Below are 20,727 nucleotides of genomic sequence, written 5' to 3'. Positions count from 1 at the left end.
ATTTCCCTTTTTTGATTCTTACTACACTTACTTATATTCAAAACGAATAAACTCTTTTCAAAGATTTTACTACGCTAATTTTAGAACGAAAACGGTAAAAAATCTTTTGTAAATTAGAGTTGTTTGATGTTTATTTTTCCATTATCAAAATAAAATCCTATCTGGCCTTTGAGCATTTGTTCGGCTTTTTTTCCAAATATTTCATAGCGCCAGCCATTCATGGCGGGAATATTTTTCTTGATACATCCATTAGCGATTTTTTCTAAATCATTAGTTGTGGCAATAATTTTTGGTGCAATGCCGTTTTCATTGGCAACGAGTTTTAATAATACTTTAAGAAGTTCGATAAGGGCAGTTGATGTTTCATTGAGTGGATTATATTTAGGAAGAGGGGGTAAAGTCGCAAGATCAACTTCTAAGCCTTCGTTTATAGCTTTGATGAGTGTGTGCGCGATTGAGAATTTATCCCAATTTTTGTTCAGACTGCGCAAACGTTTTAAGGCAATTTCATCCGTTGGCTGTTGGATTGCTATTTCAATCAAGCTCTCATCTTTCATAACATGACGACGCGGAATATTATATTTGCGTGCTTTACGTTCACGCCAAGCTGCTATTTTTTGTAATACGGCAAGTTCGCGTGGTTTTCTGATTTTTCCTTTTACTTTTTTCCATGCCTCCTCTTCTGGCATATCATAGGTTTTAGGTGTTAAAAGAATTGCTATTTCATCATCCATCCAGTGGGTGCGTTTGTTTTTTTCTAGCTGTTTTTTTAATAAGAGATAAACGTCTCTGAGATAGGTTACATCAGCAAGCGCATAGAGCAATTGCTTTTCGGAAAGAGGGCGGCAGCTCCAGTCTGTAAAACGAGATGATTTATCAAGTTGCTGACCTGTGCAACGTTGTACAATTTGGTCATAGGAGATAGAATCACCAAATCCACAAATTGATCCTGCTATTTGTGTGTCAAAGAGAGGTGAGGGAATGATTCCTCCAAGATGATAAATCGTTTCAATGTCTTGACGCGCGGCATGAAAAACTTTGACAATTTTTTCATCTTTCATAAGATCAAAAAATGGCTGTAAATCAATATTTTGTGACATTGGGTCAATCAAAACTGTCGTATCTGGTGAGGCAAGCTGAATGAGACACAGCTGTGGCCAAAAAGTTGTCTCACGGATAAATTCAGTATCGACTGTTATAAAATCTGAGTTACGTAGAATAGCAAGTGCAATTTCAAGATCTTTAGTTTGTGTAATAAGATTCATCATCGTTCTATTATAATGAGAGAAATTAAATTTGTCTTTTCTTGACTTTTTTTTTGAGTCTTTATCCTCATATCTTGACAAATGGTTATGAAAAAGCCTTTGTAGCGCATGTGAAATATTATATCAAAGGCAAAAACTATGCATCGTTATCGCAGTCATAATTGCGCTGCTCTTCGTAAATGTGATGTAGGAACAAAGGTTCGTCTTTCGGGATGGGTTCATCGTGTTCGTGATCATGGCGGAATCCTTTTCGTAGATTTGCGTGATCATTTTGGAATCACACAGATTGTTGCTGATCCTGCTTCACCAGCTTTTAAAGTTATTGAGAGTGTACGTGCCGAGTGGGTCATTCGTGTAGACGGGGACGTTTGTGCACGTGCTGATGAGGTTATCAATACATCTCTTCCAACAGGTGAAATTGAAATTTTTGCCAAAGAGGTGGAAATCCTTTCAAAGTCTGATGAGTTGCCTTTACCTGTTTTTGGTGAGCCTGATTATCCAGAAGATATTCGATTGAAGTATCGTTTTCTTGATTTGCGTCGTGAAACTATGCACAAAAATATCATACGTCGCACTGAAATTGTTGCTGCTATCAGACGCTCCATGCAAGAGAATGGTTTTACCGAATTTACAACACCACTTTTGACAGCTTCATCGCCGGAAGGGGCACGTGATTTTTTGGTGCCAAGTCGTGTTCATCAGGGAAAATTTTATGCATTGCCTCAAGCTCCTCAACAATACAAACAGTTGTTGATGATGTCGGGTTTTGATCGTTATTTTCAAATTGCTCCTTGTTTTAGAGATGAAGATCCGCGTGCTGATCGTCTTCCAGGAGAATTTTACCAATTAGATCTTGAGATGAGTTTTGTTGAACAGGAGGATGTTTTTGTAACAATGGAACCTATTATGCGCTCTCTTTTTGAGGAGTTTGCAAATGGAAAGCCTGTAACACAAAAATTTCCTCGTATTTCTTATGATGAAGCGATGCAAAAATATGGTTCAGATAAGCCTGATTTACGTAATCCGATTATTATGGAAGATGTTTCACAGCATTTTTATGGTTCTGGCTTTAAAGTTTTTGCGCATATTTTAGCGAATGATAAAAATGCACGGGTGTGGGCTATTCCAGCGAAAACGGGCGGAAGCCGTGCTTTTTGTGATCGTATGAATGGATGGGCACAAGGTGAGGGACAGCCTGGACTTGGTTATATTTTCTGGCGTGAAGAGCAGGGGAAATTTGAAGGGGCTGGCCCTATTGCTAAAAATATCGGCGAGCAAAGAACAGAAGCTCTTCGTATACAGCTTGGACTTGAAAGTGGTGATGCTTGCTTTTTTGTGGCAGGGGATCCAAAGAAATTCGCATCTTTTGCTGGAGCTGCGCGTACACACGTAGGAGAAGAATTAGATCTTGTTGATCGAGACTCTTTCTCTTTAGCATGGATTGTTGATTTTCCATTTTTTGAATGGAATGAAGATGAGAAAAAGCTTGATTTTGCACATAATCCTTTTTCTATGCCGCAAGGGGGTAAGGATGCTCTTGAATGTCAAGATCCTCTTACTCTTAAAGCATTTCAGTATGATCTTGTTTGTAATGGTTATGAGATTGCATCGGGTGGAATTCGTAATCATTCACCAGAAATGATGCTTAAAGTTTTTAGTCTTGTTGGTCTCTCTAAAGAGGTGGTAGAAGATCGTTTTGGTGCTCTTTATCGTGCATTTCATTATGGAGCTCCACCACATGGTGGTATGGCGGCTGGTATTGATCGTATTATTATGCTTTTGCAAGGCGTTAAAAATTTACGTGAGGTTGCTTTGTTTCCTATGAATCAGCAAGCGCTTGATCTTTTGATGGGGGCTCCGTCTGATGTTTCTTCTGCACAATTACGTGATTTAGGGATACGAATGGCTCCTGTTGGCAAAAGTAGTTCATAAATTGATTTTGGATTGTTAGCAGCTTTCTGTCTACAATGAAGTTTTAAGTTTTTTAACTTGTATGAATGTGTATGCTATTCATAAAGCTTGAGTTTATACTGCGTTTACGTTCTTTAGCATTGTAGAAACTAGCGGTTATCTTAGTGCTTATAAGCATGATGCGGTGTTTAATAACGTTTCATTTTGTTAATAAATTCTATAATGTTCATTATATGAAATGAGATATTATTTCTATTCTATTGTGCTCAAAATAGCATTGTTTAGAGCAATGCTATAAGGTAGATGAAGCTTTATACATTGTGGTGTTTTGGGCTATGGAGATAATATTTAGGTAGGATTTTCTTATAGAGTGTATAAACTGAATTGTATAAAGCGATTAGCCAAGGGGTCTTTGCTAAGAGAAGCCGAATTTTTGATAAAAAACCGATGCCATCATATTCTTTGCTAGATCCCAATGTTTTGCTAGTCCTTGGCACTAGAGATGATTCATAAGGGGAGGCAATTTTATCCACATGCTCATCTCTCTTGTAACATGCGAGATAATGATTTTAATTAATTTAACATGAAAAGATTTTAAATGAAAGAATTTCACTATATTGGGGTTTTCTCATTTAATATGCAAAACTGTTCATTATCATTATAAATCAATATATTGTGATTATTTCCAAGTTTCCAGAAAAAGATTGAGTCCGAATGCATGAAGCATTCCTGTATAGGATTTTAGATAAAGTTTAGAGCGTGCGTATAACTTTTTCAAATTGATATAATTTTCTGTTCATGTTTTAATCACCCTGTTTATTTTTATATAGTCGATTATTCAATAATAATATTTGGCTCATAAAAGATTACACTAAAAAATCTTATGGAATAATTGCTCATTATTTTGGGAATTGTCATCCTTATACTATGTCTGATAAAATGAATTTACCTTTTGATAAAGAACATATTGAGCCGATAGAATTGCGTTCTGCTTTACAAGAGCGTTATTTAGCTTATGCACTTTCTACTATTATGCACCGCGCGTTACCTGATGTCCGTGATGGTTTAAAACCTGTGCATCGGCGCATTCTCCATGCTATGCGTTTACTCAAGCTTAATCCAGGACAGTCTTATGCCAAATGTGCAAGGATTGTTGGTGATGTGATGGGAAAATTTCATCCCCATGGTGATGCTTCTATTTATGATGCATTGGTGCGTTTGGCACAGGGGTTTGCTGTTCGTTATCCGTTGGTCGATGGACAAGGCAATTTTGGTAATATTGATGGTGATAATGCTGCGGCTATGCGATATACGGAAGCGCGTATGACTGAAGTGGCTGCCTTGCTACTTGAGGGAATTAATGAAAATTCTATTGATTTTCGTTTAACCTATAATGAGGAAGATGAAGAGCCGGTTGTTTTACCTGGAGCTTTTCCTAATCTTTTAGCAAATGGTTCATCAGGGATTGCTGTTGGCATGGCAACATCTATTCCACCTCATAATATTGCAGAGCTTTGTGATGCAGCACTTCATTTGATTGCATATCCCGATGTAAATGATGAGGAATTAAATCGGTTTGTGCTTGGTCCTGATTTTCCGACAGGTGGTATTCTAGTTGAGCCTAAAAAGAGTATTGAGGAATCTTATCGCGTTGGGCGTGGGTTTTTTCGCTTGCGTTCACGTTGGCATCAGGAATCTGGTAGTCGTGGTTCTTATGTGATTGTTGTGACCGAAATTCCCTATCAAGTTCAAAAGTCACGCCTTATTGAAAAAACAGCGGAATTGCTCCTTGCACGGCGCTTACCCATGCTTGAAGATATTCAAGATGAATCGGCAGAAGATATCCGCATTGTGCTTGTTCCTAAAAATCGTACTGTTGATCCTGAACTCCTTATGGAGTCTCTTTTTAAATTGACTGATTTTGAAGTAAGATTTCCTCTTAATCTTAATGTTCTATCTTCTGGAAAAATACCCAATGTTCTTTCTCTGCGCGAGAGTTTACAGCAATGGCTCGAACATCGTCAAGAAGTCCTTATTCGCCGTTCTCATTATCGCATTGATCAAATTGATTGCCGATTAGAAATTCTTCATGGATATCTTATTGCGTATTTAAATCTTGATGAGGTCATCCAGATTATTCGTGAAGAGGATGACCCCAAAAAGAAGCTCATCGACCGTTTTCAATTAACAGAAAATCAAGCTGAGGCTATCCTTAATATGCGTTTACGTTCTTTACGTAAGCTTGAGGAATTTGAAATTCGTAAGGAATTTGAAAATTTGAGGGATGAAAAAGAAAAACTGCAAAATTTATTGGCGTCTCGTGCAAAACAATGGAAAATAATTGCAGAGGAAATCATAAAGGTTCGTAAAATTTTTGGTCCTGATACCCTTCTGGGAAAAAGGCGTACAACATTTGAGGAAGCACCAAAGCATGATATTGATGATATTCATCAGGCGATGATCGAAAAAGAACCGGTTACGATTGTCATTTCTGAGAAGGGTTGGATGCGTTCTTTGAAAGGACATTTGAGTGATTATAATGCACTTTCTTTCAAAGAAGGGGATGGTTTGAAGTTAGCTTTTCCGGCATTCACTACCGATAAGGTTATTATAATAAGCACGGGGGGAAAGTTTTTTGCTATTTCTGCAAATAGTTTGCCTAGAGGACGAGGACATGGTGAGCCCATTCGTCTTTTAGTTGATATGGATGATGATCACGATGTTTTGACAGCTTTTGTCTATAATGCACAGGAAAAATTGCTCTTAATTTCATCTCATGCAAATGGCTTTATTGTATCTGCAACTGAGGTGATTGCCAATACACGAAAAGGCAAGCAAATTATGAATGTAAAGTCTCCTGATAAAGTAAAACTTTGTGTTCCAGTAAAAGGTGATCATGTTGCAATAGTTGGTGAAAATCGTAAAATGCTTATTTTTGCCATTGAACAAATACCAGAAATGAGTCGTGGTAGAGGAGTTCGTCTGCAACGCTACAAAGAAGGCGGTATTGTTGATGCTAAAACTTTTAATTTATCAGAAGGTTTAAGTTGGCAAGATACTGCTGAGCGCTGTTTTAATCGTCAAGCTGATGAGCTCATTGAGTGGATGGGAACACGCGCTGGGGTAGGGCGCTTGGTTCCCAAAGGTTTTCCAAAATCAGGAAAATTTGCTCATTAAATAATATCTCTGGTTTATAAGTTATAAGGTGTTAAAAGAGCGACTTTACGATTTTTATACCGCAGGAGTATGTTAATTTTTTGGGAGAAACTTCTATTCATTAGGATCATGGTGATACTGCCTGAAAAGATACCCACGTTCAGCCCATAAAACAAGAAATATGGCGATGATGCTGAGAAAGAAAAATGCCGCTGAATTGGGTATCGTTGTTTCATCAAATTGTTGGGCAATAAAAAAACCAAGACCGGTGGCGATAGACGTTTGAAGAAAACCAGAGACAGAAGATGCTATCCCAGCAATTTCTCCTACAGATTCGAGAGCAAGGGTATTGAAATTGGCCATAATGCCACCGCAGGCAAACATCAATATACAAAACAGCAGCATGTAAAAAGGAAAAGGGAGAACGCCATTTGTTAAGAGTGAGCCAATAAACCAGATACATGAGGTGATACAAAAGAGCAAAAGCATCGTATGTGCGATACGTCGCATGCCAAGGCGTCCAACTAATTGAGAATTTAAAAATGATGATAGAGCTTGAAAAGCTGCACCAACAGCAAAGGCAATTGGAAACCAAAGTCCTAGATTATAAATTCCCTCATATGTTTGCTGCGATGTATTAACAGCGGTAAAAATGCAACCCAAAATAATGGAAGTTGCGAGTGTATAGCAAAGGGTTGTACGACTGGTGATGATAACCCATAAATTATATTTGACCGAAGAAAAAGAAAGAGAACGTTGTTTATAAAGAGTTTCAGGCAGGCGTAATTTAATCCAAACCATCAGTCCAAAACCAATAATTGCCATGAAGATAAAGATAATTTGCCAATTTCCAAACAATAAAATGAATTGTCCAGTAGCTGGTCCAATCATTGGTGCAATCAGAAAAATCATCATAACGATAGACATAACTTCTGCCATTTTTCGACCACTATAAAGATCGCGTACAACAGAAACTGTCAGGACGCGCATAGCAGCACCCCCTATGCCTTGCAAGATACGTAAAATAAGTAACAGAGAAAAGTTGGATACAAAGGCACAAGCAATTGCTGTAAAGGAATAAAATGCAAGACCAATGAGAATAAGTTTACGACGTCCATAACGATCACTTATCGGTCCAAAAAATATCTGTGTGATGCCATAACTTATAAGATAACCAGAAATGATATAATGTTGATCATTTTCATTAAGAATGTGTAAGCTGTTCAAAATATCGGGCATAGCTGGAAGCATAATGTCAACAGCTATAGAATTGATAGCCATGAGTGCACCAATAAGAAGAACAAATTCTTTATAGCCAATTTTTTTTCTAATCGCCTCACGGTGCGTGAGTTCATCAATTGGATATGACATAAGGCATCCTTAAAATAAGAATTTCTACTGAACACAGCTCTCTTTAAGAGTCTGAAAAAAAATGAAAGATACCTATGATCTATTGCAAGGAATATTTTTTTCTTTTAGCAGTTCTTGCAATTCATTATTTTGAAACATTTCTTTCACAATATCACAACCACCAACAAATTCTCCTTTAATATAGAGTTGTGGAATTGTTGGCCAATTTGAATAGTCTTTAATTCCTTGACGCAATTCATGAGAAGTTAAGATGTTTATCCCTTTATAATCTAATCCTAAATAGTCAAGGATTTGAACAACCTGTCCTGAAAATCCGCATTGTGGAGCATCGGGTGTTCCCTTCATGAATAAAACGACATCATTTTCTTTAATTTCGTTGTCAATAAAATCATGAACAGTGGTCATCTTCATTCCTCAATATTGCAGATTTTGTAAGTGTGTGTTTGCATTCATGTTATTTTCTACTCGTATTAAGTGAATGAATGCAAGAAGAATTTTAAAAATCATTTGGGAATATTCGTTTGTAGCATTAACGCATGAAGATCATTTCCCATATTGCCTTTAAGAGCATCATAGACCATTTTATGCTGCTGGACACGGCTTTTACCGCGAAAACTTTCAGAAGTTACCTCAGCAGCATAGTGTTCTCCATCACCAGCTAGATCACGAATTATCACGGTTGCATCAGGAATGCCTTCGCGAATAAGTGTTTCAATTGCATGGGCACTCATTGCCATGATTATTCTCCTTTATTTATTCTTTATAAGAATAGCATTAAGTCAAGTAGAGACGAATAACTCTTTATTTCTCGCCCATAAATTGCGGAAACCAACTTTCATAAGCTTGTGTGAGCTTGTCTATGGAAAGTGTTAATACTTCCTCTATGTCAAGAGAATCACCTTCAACTTTACCAAGCTCTGTTAAAGAAACTGCGTTTGTTTGTGCGAATTCTGTAAGACTGTTGAGGGCATGAGGTTTGACGCTTAAGAGATAACGTGCTTGGTCTTCTCCGAAAAGCTCTGCATGATGTGGTTGTTTATTACTTAATTTAGCTTTAATGCCTTTACCTGCTTTAATAACCATTTCCGCAAGTGCAATGGCTAGACCACCGTCAGAAAGATCATGAGCAGCATTTACAAAACCGTTATGAATAACATCTCGAACAAATTGCCCATGCTTTTTTTCAAGCTGTAAATCTACCGGAGGTGGTGAACCTGTCTCAATATTTAAAATATCACGTGCATAGATTGATTGGCCTAAGTGGGAGCCGCATACTCCAATCAAAACAATAATATCTTCATTTTGCATACCATCGATTGTTACCATTTTAGACCAGTCAGCAAGAAGGCCAACACCAGCGATTGTTGGTGTGGGCAGAATTGCTTCTCCATTGGTTTCATTATAAAGAGAAACATTTCCTGAAACGATAGGGAAGTCTAAAACTCTACAGGCTTCATCTATACCTTTAATGGCAAACACCAATTGTCCCATAATTTCAGGTTTTTCAGGATTACCAAAATTAAGATTATCTGTGGCTGCCAATGGTGCTGCGCCTGTTGTGCTGATATTGCGCCAACATTCTGCGACGGCTTGTTTCCCCCCTTCGTAAGGATCTGCCTCACAATAGCGAGGCGTCACATCAGAAGAAAAAGCAAGAGCACGTTTGTCATCACTGCTTACACGTATGACACCAGCATCACCTCCTGGACGAACAAGCGTATTTCCCTGAATAAGTGTATCATATTGTTCATAGACCCATCGCCTTGAACTTTGATCAGCAGAATTCAATAATGTGAGAAGTGCATCACCCAAATTTTCGACCCTTTCAACGTTTTCTGCTTTAAGAAGTGTTTTTTTTATGGGTTCACTCCAAGGACGATCATAAACAGGTGCTTCATTTCCAAGCTCTTTGATGGGAAGATTAACAACTTCTTCCCCTTGATGAAAGACACGGAAACGTAAATCATCGGTTGTTTCTCCAATAATGGAAAAATGAAGTCCCCATTTTTGAAAAATTGCTGCGGCTTGCTTTTCTAGCTCTGGTTTCAGTATCATGAGCATGCGTTCTTGGCTTTCAGAAAGCATCATTTCGTAGGCTGTCATATTTTCTTCACGTACAGGAATTTTATCAAGATTAAGCTGTATTCCTAAATCTCCTTTTGCGCCCATTTCAACTGCAGAAGATGTTAAACCCGCAGCACCCATATCTTGAATAGCAACGACAGCTCTCAGTTCCATGAGTTCTAAGCAAGCCTCAAGAAGGCATTTTTCTGTAAAAGGATCACCTACTTGAACCGTTGGGCGTTTTTCACTCATTGAATCGTCAAATTCGGCAGAAGCCATTGTTGCTCCACCAACACCATCACGTCCTGTTTTTGCACCAAGATAAACAACAGGGAGTCCTACTCCTTGGGCCTTGGAATAAAAAAGAGAGTCGGTCTTTGCAATACCAGCAACAAAAGCGTTTACAAGGATATTGCCATTATAGCGCTTGTCAAAATTGACTTCTCCACCAACAGTTGGGACGCCAAAAGCATTACTATAACCACCTATTCCAGAAACAACGCCGGAAACAAGATGACGTGTTCGAGGATGATTGGGAGCTCCAAATCGCAAAGCATTCATAGCTGCAACAGGACGAGCACCCATGGTAAAGACATCACGCAAAATACCACCAACACCTGTTGCTGCACCTTGATACGGTTCAATATAAGAGGGGTGATTATGGCTTTCCATTTTGAAAACAACGCATTGACCATCACCAATATCAACGACACCAGCATTTTCACCAGGTCCTTGAATGACACATTTTCCTTCTGTTGGAAGCGTTTTAAGCCACTTTTTAGATGACTTATAAGAACAATGTTCGTTCCACATTGCCGAAAAAATTCCCAACTCAGTAAATGTTGGTTCTCTGCCAATCAAGCTTAGGATATGTTGATATTCATTATCTTTTAAACCATGTTGGGCAATAAGTTCTGGCGTAATGGCTCTGTTATTACTAGAATTCATGAACGTTTTATCCATTAAATTAATCAAAATTTAGCATCATTATTATTTTAAACTTAGTAGTTTCGGTCATAAATGACTTTATTCGGCCTTGATAAGGCAGCGGTTTATAAATCCTAAGCGGAGATGCTGGTTATTGGCCCTTGTTATTAAGGGCTTTTGAACAATCTTTGTGTGTTTAAAAATACGCTCCATCGTGTTTGTAAAACATTTTATTGGTAAATTTATCGTATGAAAAATACTATAGATTTTTGACTTTAACACAGTGAGGTAGCATAAAATCTTTTTTGTCATTACCCATTCGTTAATTCTAAAGCACTTTGGAAGAGTAAACGCCCATCAGTACCGCCGTGTGCTTGTTCAATGAAATTTTCAGGATGAGGCATCATACCAAGAATATTACCAGCCTTATTGATGATACCAGCAATGTCCTTTATCGAACCGTTAGGATTTGTATTTTCTGCATAGCGAAAAACAATTTGTTCATCGTCTTCCATTTGTCTTAATATCTCGTTGTCGACAAAATAATTCCCATCGTGATGTGCAACAGGACAACGGATAATCTGTCCGTTGGAATAATAGCGAGAAAATTTTGTATTGGCATTGACCACTTCAAGCTTTATTTCACGGCAAACAAATTTCAATGAAGTGTTACGCATTAAAGTGCCGGGTAATAAACCAGCTTCCAATAAGATTTGAAATCCATTACATATGCCAATGATTGTAACACCTTTTTTTGCTTTCTCACGTACAGCCTGCAAAACGGGGGTTCTTGCACCGATAGCTCCACATCTTAAATAGTCTCCATAAGAAAAACCACCAGGAATAACAATGATATCTACATCGGGAATTGTTGTTTCTGTTTGCCAAATTTTTAAGGGTTCAATCCCTGTTATATGGCGTAATGCTGCAACCATATCCTGATCACGATTTAATCCAGGTAATTGAACGATAGCAGTTTTCATGAAGAGCCTCGCTTACAGAAGTTCTATCGTGTAATTTTCAACAACGGTATTTGCTAGTAACTCTTCACACATTTGTTCAAGTTTTTGCTTTGCAGTTTCAGAAGGTTGATCATCAAGCACAATATCAAAAATTTTTCCTTGGCGAATGGAGTGAATACCTTTAAACGCTAAACTTTTTAAAGCACCTACAATTGCTTCTCCTTGCGGGTCAAGGACGCTGTTTTTTAAAGTCACCGTAACGCGTGCTTTCATCTTTTATTTCCTGTTGTTAAAATGCCTCTCCTTGAAGAGGGGTATCAATATAAAGAAAGGTGAATGCATGCCACCTTGTTTATTATTTTACTAACACTGGACCAGTTGGCCTTGGAGGTTCATTTTCATTGATAATACCAAGACGTTTTGCCACTTCTTGATAAGCGTTAATAAGCCCACCCATATCATGCCGAAAACGATCTTTATCCATTTTTTCCTGCGTTTGCATATCCCATAACCTTGCAGAATCAGGCGATATTTCATCAGCAAGAACAATGCGCATTGTTTCATCTTCCCACAGGCGACCAAATTCCATTTTGAAATCAATGAGTTGAATATTAACACCTGCAAAAAGTCCAGAAAGAAAATCATTAATACGAATTGAAAGTTGCATAATATCTTCTATTTCTTGGGGGACAGCCCATCCAAAGGCAGTGATATGTTCTTCCGTTACCATTGGATCATCAAGAGAATCATTTTTATAGTAAAATTCAATAATGGATTGTGAAAGGGCGGTTCCTTCTTCCAATCCTAGACGTTTGGCAAGAGAGCCAGCAGCAACGTTGCGAACAACAACCTCTAATGGAATAATCTCGACGGCTTTAATAAGCTGTTCGCGCATATTTATACGCTTGATAAAATGTGTTGGGATACCCAAACGGCTAAGATGACTAAAGATATGTTCCGAAATGCGGTTATTTAAAACCCCTTTTCCGTCGATAACTTCATGTTTTTTTGCATTAAAGGCAGTTGCATCATCTTTAAAAAACTGAATATAGGTACCTGGTTCAGGTCCTTCATACAAAATTTTGGCCTTGCCTTCATAAATACGGTGGCGACGATTCATCATGATTCTCTATTGTTGAGAGGTTTTAAATAGCATTAATAAATAATACTATCCTAATTGGCAGAAATTCTCAATGATTGCTATAACACTTCTTACATTTTTTGTCATTGGAGTTCTAAGCAAAAAGTTATGGAACTTACAGATATAGAGTGAAGACAATAGTTTTTCTTGAACTAGATTTTTGCAAGAAAGTGAGAGAAAATCATAAGTCCTTCAGGCCAAGGACCATGTCCAGATTCTGCATTAATGTGGCCAGATTGTCCCGCATCAACAAACAGTGCTCCCCAATCATCAGCAAGTTTTTCTGCTACTGAGAATTGACAAAATTTATCGTTTCGGCTGGCTATCAGAACAGAGGGAAACGGTAATTTTTTACCATGATAGGGACCAAATGTCATGAAATGTTTGGGATGTATTTTTTCATTGTTTACATCTGGAGGTGCAACAAAAAAAGCGCCACAAACTTTTTCTGCATTTTGTTGTGTTGCATGTATAGCTGTAGGAACTCCTAATGAGTGAGCAATAATCATAACGGGTTTTTGCGCTTGTGAAATGGCGTTTTTTACCTCATGAATCCATTCTTCACAAACAGGTTTTGACCAATGGGTTTGTTGAACGCGACGGGCTGTAGACAATTTTTTTTCCCATCGTGTTTGCCAATGATCAGGACACGACCCTTTATAGCCAGGAATAATGAGAATATCGAGTTGATTTGCTTTCACCAATCATTTCCTTCATCATTACAAATTTTGTCTCATAGGGCAAAGACAATACACTTGTTGCTTATGTAGAATATATGCTTTTTTTACTTGCCAAAAACGCGTTGAAAAATCGTATTGATATGTTTGGTGTGATAAGAAAGATCAAATTTTTCACGAAGTTCTTCTTCACCGAGAACTTTTGTAACATCTTTGTCATGGAGCAATTCTTCTAAAAAATCTTTTCCTTGTTCCCAAACCTTCATCGCATTTCGTTGTACAATTCGATAAGAATCTTCACGACTCATTCCAGCTTGTGTAAGTGCTAAAAGCACCCGTTGTGAATGAACAAGTCCTCGGAATTTGTTGAGATTTTTCTGCATATTTTCTGGATAGACGATTAAATTTTCAATAACGGACGTGAGTCGAGCAAGAGCAAAATCAAGGGTAATGGTAGCATCAGGTCCAATATAACGCTCAACAGATGAATGGGAAATATCTCGTTCATGCCAAAGCGCTACATTTTCCATGGCAGGTATTGCAAATGCACGCACCATACGTGCTAATCCAGTTAGATTTTCGGTTAAAACGGGGTTCCGCTTATGGGGCATAGCCGATGAACCTTTTTGCCCAGGTGAAAAATGCTCTTCTGCTTCCAAAACTTCTGTTCGCTGTAGATGACGTATTTCTATAGCTAATCTTTCAATGGATGAAGCAATAACACCAAGAGTTGCAAAGAACATAGCGTGACGATCGCGTGGTATAACTTGGGTGGAAACAGGTTCAGGGTGCAGTCCCAATGCTTTTGCTACATGTTCTTCAACGCGCGGGTCAATATTTGCAAAAGTGCCTACGGCACCTGAAATAGCACAAGTGGAAATTTCTTCACGTGCTGCAAGAAGGCGTTTGCGACACCGAGAAAATTCAGCATATGCAAGAGCAAATTTGACACCAAATGTTGTTGGTTCAGCGTGAATACCATGACTACGTCCAATAGTAATTGTTTCTTTATGTTCACAAGCACGTCTTTTTAATGCTTCAAGGAGTTGGTCTATGTCTTTTAGCAAAATATCACTGGCACGCATCAGTTGAATATTAAGTGTTGTATCTAAAACATCTGATGAGGTCATACCCTGATGAATAAAACGTGCTTCTGGACCAACAAATTCAGCTAAGTGGGTTAGAAATGCTATAACGTCATGCTTGGTTATTACCTCAATTTCATTAATACGATTAACATTAAATTCGGCTGCTTTTCCTTTTTCCCAAATGATCTTTGCTGCTTCTTTTGGAATAACCCCTAGTTCTGCTAGCGCATCACAGGCATGTGCTTCAATCTCAAACCAAATACGATATTTCGTTTGTGGTGACCAAATTGTGACCATTTCAGGACGGGAATAACGTGTTATCATAATTTTTTCCTTATTGTGAGAGAGTTGCGGCTTGGCGCAATGCATGAATGCGTGTTCTGTAGAGCTCTTTGTTACCATCTTTATAAATTGCAGAGCCTGCGACAAAGACATTTGCGCCAGCTTTTGCCGTTATCCCGATTGTATCAACTGTGATACCACCATCAACTTCAAGATCAATAGGTCTTTTGGAAATCATGCTTTTTATACGTTTGATTTTATCTTCCATTTCTGGAATGAAGTTCTGTCCTCCAAAACCAGGATTGACCGTCATGATGAGAATAAGATCTAATTGATTAAGCAAATACTCAATTATATGTTCTGGTGTACTTGGATTAAGGGCAATTCCTGCTTTTTTCCCCATTGCTTTAATTGTTTGGAGTGAACGATGAAGATGGGGAGTTGCTTCGGCGTGAATGGTTATAATATCTGAACCAGCCTTTGCAAAAGCTTCCAAATAAGGGTCTACAGGTGTGATCATTAAGTGAACGTCAAATATTGCTTTGGTTAATGGGCGGAGAGCCTTGACGACTTCTGGACCAAAAGTGATATTGGGAACGAAGTGGCCATCCATGATATCAAGATGGAGCCAATCAGCACCAGCATCAATGACATCTAATACTTCTTGACCAAGTTTGGAGAAATCACAAGCCAAGAGCGAAGGTGAAATGAGGTGAGAATGGGGCATGAAGATCTCCTTGATTGGCTATTGTTATCATGTCATTGTGTATACTAAAATATTTTTTGTGTTATGACGAAAAAGAAAATACATGGTGTAAATCTTTTTGTGGAAAGATTATTGGGAATTTAAAAGCTGTATAAGTGAAGGATATGTCAAATCATACAACACATTTAATGCCTAAACTTCAACATAATATTACTGTTTCTTCGCAAGAATATCGCGATGCTATGAGTCATTTTGCAGGGGCTGTGCATATTGTGACCACAAATGGTATGAGAGGAAGACGCGGGGTGACGGTTTCAGCGTGTTGCTCTTTATCTGATGATCCCCCAACTATTCTTGTTTGCCTTATGCGGCATAATCTCAAAAATCGTTTGTTTATGGAGAATGGGAACTTTTGTGTGAATAGTTTAGCGGGCAAACATCGTCCACTAGCGGACATTTTTTCTAGGCGTTCCAATATTACACAAAATGAACGTTTTAATATAGCACAATGGAAGACTTTATTGACTGGTGCTCCTAGTCTTTCAGATGCTTTAGCGTCTTTTGACTGTCGTTTAATTTGTTGGCATGAACATGCAACGCATTGTGTTTTGATTGGTGAAGTTGTTGCTATCAGCCGTAATCAAGAAAAAGATGCTTTGATGTATTTGAATCGTGAATATCACACTCTATCTTTATGAACGGTTTTGTTTTTTACATAGTGAGACAATTTATTGTTAATACAGTAAGATTTAGTCCAATTATTGGGTAGATATTATTTTATATGATACTGAATATCTACATTTCCTGTATTTATGGTTTATAGGCATGACTAAAAAGGGGGAAGAAGAGCCCTGACCAACTGGTTATGTCGAAGAGAGTATATGTTGTGCAAAAAAAGTCGTGGAGACATACCCCCGTGGCTTTAAACACATTTTAAAATAGATAGAAAAAGCATTTTACACTTGTGTTGAGTGGTGTTGCACAATATATAGTCCGCACATACCATATATGGAGGTTTTTATGGCATGAGCGAAGAGATTGATGATCAATATCGCCCTAGTGAAGATGAGCCTTTTATGAATGAACGGCAAAAGGCGTATTTTCGTGCTAAATTAGTTTCTTGGAAGAATGACATATTACAAGAAGCTCGTGAGACTTTGGAAAATTTGCAAGAAGAGAATGTTGGTCAACCCGATTTGACGGATAGAGCCTCTTGCGAAACTGATCGTACAATTGAATTACGTGCTCGTGATCGTCAAAGGAAACTCATTTCAAAAATAGATGCTGCTTTGGAGCGCATTGATAATGGAACTTACGGTTTTTGTGAGGAAACTGGTGAACCTATTAGTATAAAGCGTCTTGAAGCTCGGCCAATTGCAGTTTTATCGTTGGAAGCACAAGAACGTCATGAACGACGAGAAAGAGTTTATCGAGACGATTAAAATCGAATGCAATGGCCCCAACACATGAAACGTTCAATGCTAAAATTGAGCGTTTCATTTGTTTTGAGAAGGGATAAATAAAGATGGTTCTTGCCGTCCTTCGATTTCGGCGGTAATTGCTGAATCTTCTACATGTTGTTTCATAAAAGGGCCAGTGGTGTTGCTCTGCGTATGTTCTCTTTTATCTAAAAATCTTTCTTCTTCTGTGGGGCTGTTGTTTCGGTTGGTTTCTGTTGTTGTTAATATTGGCTGTACGTCTATCTTTTTTATGAGTGATGTATTATTTATGTTGGCTTCGACAACAATATCTGTGGGCCCGCCAACAAGAAGCAAATGCTCTTTATTATCACACCTTACCAAAACAAGATGACGTGTACGATCGATAGCAATTGTTTCACAGAGAGTTAATCGCGGTGGATGCTTGTTTCCATTGATACGGAGTTTCTTTCTATTTAAACGACTTACAAAAAGGATAATCATAGCAACAGCTGTGCATATTATTACACAAAACACAAAGCTTATGATTATGTTAGCGGCGGTTGTACCTATTTGGTTTGATAACCAGATAACCATAAAATTTCTCCCATTTTGGAATGGAAATATTACTTTTACTGAGATAACTTTGTAAACACACCCTTAAAAGGTTCTCTGAATAATATAAAAAAGATCTTTTTAAATTGAGTGATTTGTTTTGGGACGATATTATCATAGTGTATATTTTATAACAATGATTATAAAAGTAATTTGTCGCTAAGTAATAACTATAATCAGGGCAAAATGAGATGAATAAAGGTTTTGAAAATAGTGAAAGATCATCATCTTCTAGATACCAAGGAGGTGTGACTCTTAGCATTGTCTTTATTATAGTTGTTCTCTTCATTTTTTTGGGGGTAGGTTTTTTTTATCCACAGAGCTTTTTGCAAAAGGCTGGAGTGGTGTTTTTTTTAGCTTTGGCGGTTATAGGTGTTGTTGCACTTGTTTTAGGTGGAATAGGGTTTTTAAGGTATAATGCCATGCTGCCGCACGATATGTTTGATCTTAGCATTTTTAATAGCAGTGATGAGGCAATTATAGTCTCTGATTTATCTGGTTTTGTTTATTATTCTAATCAAAATTATCGAAAAATTTTTACCTATAATCCTCAGTCTTCTTGTTATGTGGTTATTGCTGATCTTCCAGGAGCTGGTGCATTGGCGTATCGCTTAAAGGTTGCAGCTTGCAATCATCTTGCTGCGCAGGAAGAGTTAAGAGTTGAACAATCAATTTTTGCTCATTCTACACAAAAAAAGGCTACTTGGTATAATATCTCTGTTCAACCGATCACAAAGGAGGGAAAAAAGTTTTTATTTTGGCGTATTGCCGATATTTCTCACTTGCAGGAATGTCGTGAAGTTTTTTTCTCTAATCTTCAAGAAGCTATCAATCACTTAGATCAAGCACCCGTTGGTTTTTTATCTGTTAACGCACAAGGAATAGTTCTTTATGTAAATGCGATTTTTGCTGAATGGTTTTCAATTGATTTGGCAAATTTTTGTGTTGGTCAATATAGTTTTGATCAGTTATTTAAAAGTGTTGGAGAAAATAGTCCTTGGAGTGACATTTGTTTGCAAAATAATAAATATCAAAGCTCAGGTTACTCTTTGCCCTATAGGTTTTCATTATGTTTAAATACAGAGACCGGCATAAAAAAAATATTGAATTGTTTTATGTGTGTTTCTTCTCTTTCAGAGGATGAAGTTATTTATCGTATTGTAATAATTCCACAGCAAATACAAAAGCGAGAGAATGATGATCAATTAAGATTACCCAGTGCCTTAGTGGAGTATTTTGATGTAAGTCCCTTTGCAATAGCGGTGGTGAATCAAAAAGGACAATGGGTTCACATGAATAATTCTTTTTCATCACTTATGGGATGTACAGATAAAACTCTCAATCTTTACAATGTTATATCGTATCGCGATCATGCACAGCTAGAACGCGCATTTCAGAAAATTACTACAAATAAAAATTATAAAGTTTCCATAGAAACCGTTTTAGAAAATAATGAAGAACGCTATTTGCGCCTTCATGTTATGCCTATAAGGTCGTATTACGATGATCTTTTACAGGATTTTATCATTGTCTCTGTTATAGAAACAACGGAACAAAAAACACTTGAAGATAAAATGATGCAAAGTCAGAAAATGCAGGCTGTGGGGCAATTGGCTGGTGGTATTGCACATGACTTTAATAACGTTTTAACAGCAATTTTAATGTCGTGTGATCTTCTTTTGAATACACATCGCAGTTCTGATCCTGCACATGCTGATCTTATCAATATTAAAAATAATGCTAACCGTGCAGCAGCACTTGTGCAGCAACTTCTCGCTTTTTCTAGAAAGCAAACACTTCGACCTGAAGAAGTTGATTTTACAGACTTTTTATCAGATATTCGCAATCTTATTTTACCTCTTTTAGGTAATAACATTCAATTAAAAATTATTCATGGAAGAGATTTATGGAGTGTTGAAGTTGATCAAGCATCTTTTCAGCGTGTGATTATGAATTTGGTTATTAATGCGCGTGACGCCATGCCTAATGGAGGGGTTGTCACCATTGCAACAAACAATATTACAAAACAACAGAGTGCTGAATTTGATCATGTTGGTTTTGGAATTGGTGAATATGTGCAATTGTCTCTTTCAGATACAGGAACTGGTATATCATCTGCGATACAAGAAAAAATGTTTGAACCATTTTTTACAACAAAAGAAGTGGGAAAAGGAACAGGGCTTGGTTTATCCATGGTTTATGGAATTATTAAGCAAACAGGTGGCTATATTTATTGTGAGAGTAGAGAAGGTGAAGGAGCAACATTTCATATTTTTCTTCCTCGTTACATTCCTTATAAGAGTGGAAAGATTTCGCCACAAATTGAAAAAGCTGAAGAGCAAGAAAAAAATACAGACTTAACAGGATCGGCAACTGTTTTGTTAGTTGAAGATGAAGATGCTGTCAGAATGGGTGGAATAAGAGCACTGCAAATGAGAGGCTATACTGTTTTAGAAGCAGCAAGTGGAGTGGAAGCACTCACAGTTCTTGAAGAAAATAAAGGGAAAATTGATATTATTGTTTCTGATGTGGTGATGCCAGAAATGGATGGTCCAACGTTGCTCAAAGAAGTACGTAGAAATTATCCTGATATTAAATTTCTCTTTGTTTCTGGATATGCAAAAGATGCATTTGCTAAAAATCTTCCTCAAGACGCTATTTTTGGTTTTCTATCTAAACCATTTACACTCAAGCAATTAGCTTTAACAGTTAAAGAAACACTTGCGCAATAAAATGCAAAATTACGTGATAGAGAAATTATCTTATTCTGCGATAAAACATTGTTGTTTAGGGAGAATGTAATAGGATGAAATATGTAAAAGTTTATATATTAGGTGTTTTTTTGTGAGATATAGAGATAACTGTTTATAGGGTATAGTGTGTCCGTAACACCGATAGTAAAGCACATGAAGTGGTTAATAAAACAGAACGTCATTATTGTTACATATTCATACGATTTTTTAAAGAGACATTTCTTAATTCATTCAAGTTCATTTCATGATGTTACCGATATAAATACTATATTGTAAAGTCCATTGACTATTACCACCTTCACGCTTGTGAAGTAGTAAACTGTTCCCATTATATTATTTGCTAGCTTTTAATGTTGCGACCTCTCTTTGTTCTTGAGATGGCTTCATAAGA

The 20,727-nt window shown here is 37.4% G+C and carries 17 protein-coding genes; 5 read left to right on the top strand and 12 right to left on the bottom strand.

Going from position 1 to position 20,727, the window contains the following annotated elements; genetic code table 11:
- Positions 1-113: 113 nt before the first annotated feature.
- The gene (gene rnd / locus ABD917_RS03595; RefSeq protein WP_345118730.1) at positions 114-1,268 is read right to left on the bottom strand and encodes a ribonuclease D; all 1,155 of its coding nucleotides are present in this window, start codon (positions 1,266-1,268) and stop codon (positions 114-116) included.
- A 135-nt stretch (positions 1,269-1,403) separates the two neighbouring features.
- Here rnd and aspS point away from each other — a divergent pair, with 135 nt between their 5' ends.
- Together aspS and parC are read left to right on the top strand one after the other, a co-directional pair.
- A complete protein-coding gene (gene aspS, locus ABD917_RS03590; protein ID WP_345118729.1) occupies positions 1,404-3,197 on the top strand; it encodes an aspartate--tRNA ligase in 1,794 nt (597 codons plus the stop codon).
- A gap of 906 nt (positions 3,198-4,103) precedes the next feature.
- Complete coding sequence (gene parC, locus ABD917_RS03585; protein ID WP_345118727.1) at positions 4,104-6,353, top strand: DNA topoisomerase IV subunit A; 2,250 nt, start codon at positions 4,104-4,106, stop codon at positions 6,351-6,353.
- A 93-nt stretch (positions 6,354-6,446) separates the two neighbouring features.
- Here parC and ABD917_RS03580 read toward each other — a convergent pair whose 3' ends face one another.
- From ABD917_RS03580 to rpe, 10 genes are all read right to left on the bottom strand, one after another.
- Positions 6,447-7,703, bottom strand: a complete 1,257-nt coding sequence (locus ABD917_RS03580; RefSeq protein ID WP_345118726.1) for a multidrug effflux MFS transporter — start codon at positions 7,701-7,703, stop codon at positions 6,447-6,449.
- Positions 7,704-7,775: 72 nt separating this feature from the next.
- Positions 7,776-8,108 (bottom strand): Grx4 family monothiol glutaredoxin, encoded by a 333-nt coding sequence (grxD, locus tag ABD917_RS03575; RefSeq protein ID WP_345118725.1) that lies wholly within the window; start codon positions 8,106-8,108, stop codon positions 7,776-7,778.
- 98 nt (positions 8,109-8,206) lie between these two features.
- Positions 8,207-8,440, bottom strand: coding sequence for a BolA family transcriptional regulator (locus tag ABD917_RS03570; RefSeq protein ID WP_273720678.1), 234 nt, complete (start codon positions 8,438-8,440; stop codon positions 8,207-8,209).
- A gap of 64 nt (positions 8,441-8,504) precedes the next feature.
- A complete protein-coding gene (purL, locus tag ABD917_RS03565; protein ID WP_345118724.1) occupies positions 8,505-10,715 on the bottom strand; it encodes a phosphoribosylformylglycinamidine synthase subunit PurL in 2,211 nt (736 codons plus the stop codon).
- Between the two features lie 290 nt (positions 10,716-11,005).
- Positions 11,006-11,677: a phosphoribosylformylglycinamidine synthase subunit PurQ gene (gene purQ, locus ABD917_RS03560; protein WP_345118723.1), complete on the bottom strand. Its 672-nt coding sequence runs from the start codon at positions 11,675-11,677 to the stop codon at positions 11,006-11,008.
- 12 nt (positions 11,678-11,689) lie between these two features.
- Positions 11,690-11,929: a phosphoribosylformylglycinamidine synthase subunit PurS gene (purS, locus tag ABD917_RS03555; RefSeq protein ID WP_345118722.1), complete on the bottom strand. Its 240-nt coding sequence runs from the start codon at positions 11,927-11,929 to the stop codon at positions 11,690-11,692.
- Between the two features lie 82 nt (positions 11,930-12,011).
- A complete protein-coding gene (gene purC, locus ABD917_RS03550) occupies positions 12,012-12,776 on the bottom strand; it encodes a phosphoribosylaminoimidazolesuccinocarboxamide synthase (RefSeq protein WP_345118799.1) in 765 nt (254 codons plus the stop codon).
- A 173-nt stretch (positions 12,777-12,949) separates the two neighbouring features.
- Positions 12,950-13,498, bottom strand: coding sequence for an RBBP9/YdeN family alpha/beta hydrolase (locus tag ABD917_RS03545; protein ID WP_345118721.1), 549 nt, complete (start codon positions 13,496-13,498; stop codon positions 12,950-12,952).
- An 83-nt stretch (positions 13,499-13,581) separates the two neighbouring features.
- Positions 13,582-14,886, bottom strand: coding sequence for an adenylosuccinate lyase (gene purB, locus ABD917_RS03540; protein ID WP_345118720.1), 1,305 nt, complete (start codon positions 14,884-14,886; stop codon positions 13,582-13,584).
- Positions 14,887-14,896: 10 nt separating this feature from the next.
- Positions 14,897-15,571, bottom strand: a complete 675-nt coding sequence (gene rpe / locus ABD917_RS03535) for a ribulose-phosphate 3-epimerase (protein WP_345118719.1) — start codon at positions 15,569-15,571, stop codon at positions 14,897-14,899.
- Positions 15,572-15,714: 143 nt separating this feature from the next.
- On the opposite strand from rpe, the gene ABD917_RS03530 reads away from it, so the two are divergent.
- Both ABD917_RS03530 and dksA read left to right on the top strand, forming a co-directional pair.
- Positions 15,715-16,248, top strand: coding sequence for a flavin reductase (locus tag ABD917_RS03530; protein ID WP_345118718.1), 534 nt, complete (start codon positions 15,715-15,717; stop codon positions 16,246-16,248).
- 327 nt (positions 16,249-16,575) lie between these two features.
- Positions 16,576-16,992 (top strand): RNA polymerase-binding protein DksA, encoded by a 417-nt coding sequence (dksA, locus tag ABD917_RS03525; RefSeq protein WP_345118717.1) that lies wholly within the window; start codon positions 16,576-16,578, stop codon positions 16,990-16,992.
- Positions 16,993-17,046: 54 nt separating this feature from the next.
- Here the strand turns inward: dksA and ABD917_RS03520 are convergent, their stop codons facing one another.
- Entirely contained in the window at positions 17,047-17,565 is a 519-nt protein-coding gene (locus tag ABD917_RS03520) for a hypothetical protein (protein WP_345118715.1), read from the bottom strand.
- Between the two features lie 209 nt (positions 17,566-17,774).
- Here ABD917_RS03520 and ABD917_RS03515 point away from each other — a divergent pair, with 209 nt between their 5' ends.
- Positions 17,775-20,315: a response regulator gene (locus ABD917_RS03515; protein ID WP_345118714.1), complete on the top strand. Its 2,541-nt coding sequence runs from the start codon at positions 17,775-17,777 to the stop codon at positions 20,313-20,315.
- Positions 20,316-20,727 lie beyond the last annotated feature (412 nt).

The organism is Bartonella pachyuromydis (assembly GCF_039543065.1).
In the GTDB taxonomy this organism is placed as follows: domain Bacteria; phylum Pseudomonadota; class Alphaproteobacteria; order Rhizobiales; family Rhizobiaceae; genus Bartonella; species Bartonella pachyuromydis.
This window is presented reverse-complemented; position numbering and strand designations above follow the sequence as displayed.

Coding starts and splice junctions, on each gene's coding strand:
- rnd (WP_345118730.1), bottom strand. CDS start 1,268: ATGATGAATCTTATTACACAAACTAAAGATCTTGAAATTGCACTTGCT.
- aspS (WP_345118729.1), top strand. CDS start 1,404: ATGCATCGTTATCGCAGTCATAATTGCGCTGCTCTTCGTAAATGTGAT.
- parC (WP_345118727.1), top strand. CDS start 4,104: ATGTCTGATAAAATGAATTTACCTTTTGATAAAGAACATATTGAGCCG.
- ABD917_RS03580 (WP_345118726.1), bottom strand. CDS start 7,703: ATGTCATATCCAATTGATGAACTCACGCACCGTGAGGCGATTAGAAAA.
- grxD (WP_345118725.1), bottom strand. CDS start 8,108: ATGACCACTGTTCATGATTTTATTGACAACGAAATTAAAGAAAATGAT.
- ABD917_RS03570 (WP_273720678.1), bottom strand. CDS start 8,440: ATGGCAATGAGTGCCCATGCAATTGAAACACTTATTCGCGAAGGCATT.
- purL (WP_345118724.1), bottom strand. CDS start 10,715: ATGAATTCTAGTAATAACAGAGCCATTACGCCAGAACTTATTGCCCAA.
- purQ (WP_345118723.1), bottom strand. CDS start 11,677: ATGAAAACTGCTATCGTTCAATTACCTGGATTAAATCGTGATCAGGAT.
- purS (WP_345118722.1), bottom strand. CDS start 11,929: ATGAAAGCACGCGTTACGGTGACTTTAAAAAACAGCGTCCTTGACCCG.
- purC (WP_345118799.1), bottom strand. CDS start 12,776: ATGAATCGTCGCCACCGTATTTATGAAGGCAAGGCCAAAATTTTGTAT.
- purB (WP_345118720.1), bottom strand. CDS start 14,886: ATGATAACACGTTATTCCCGTCCTGAAATGGTCACAATTTGGTCACCA.
- rpe (WP_345118719.1), bottom strand. CDS start 15,571: ATGCCCCATTCTCACCTCATTTCACCTTCGCTCTTGGCTTGTGATTTC.
- ABD917_RS03530 (WP_345118718.1), top strand. CDS start 15,715: ATGTCAAATCATACAACACATTTAATGCCTAAACTTCAACATAATATT.
- dksA (WP_345118717.1), top strand. CDS start 16,576: ATGAGCGAAGAGATTGATGATCAATATCGCCCTAGTGAAGATGAGCCT.
- ABD917_RS03520 (WP_345118715.1), bottom strand. CDS start 17,565: ATGGTTATCTGGTTATCAAACCAAATAGGTACAACCGCCGCTAACATA.
- ABD917_RS03515 (WP_345118714.1), top strand. CDS start 17,775: ATGAATAAAGGTTTTGAAAATAGTGAAAGATCATCATCTTCTAGATAC.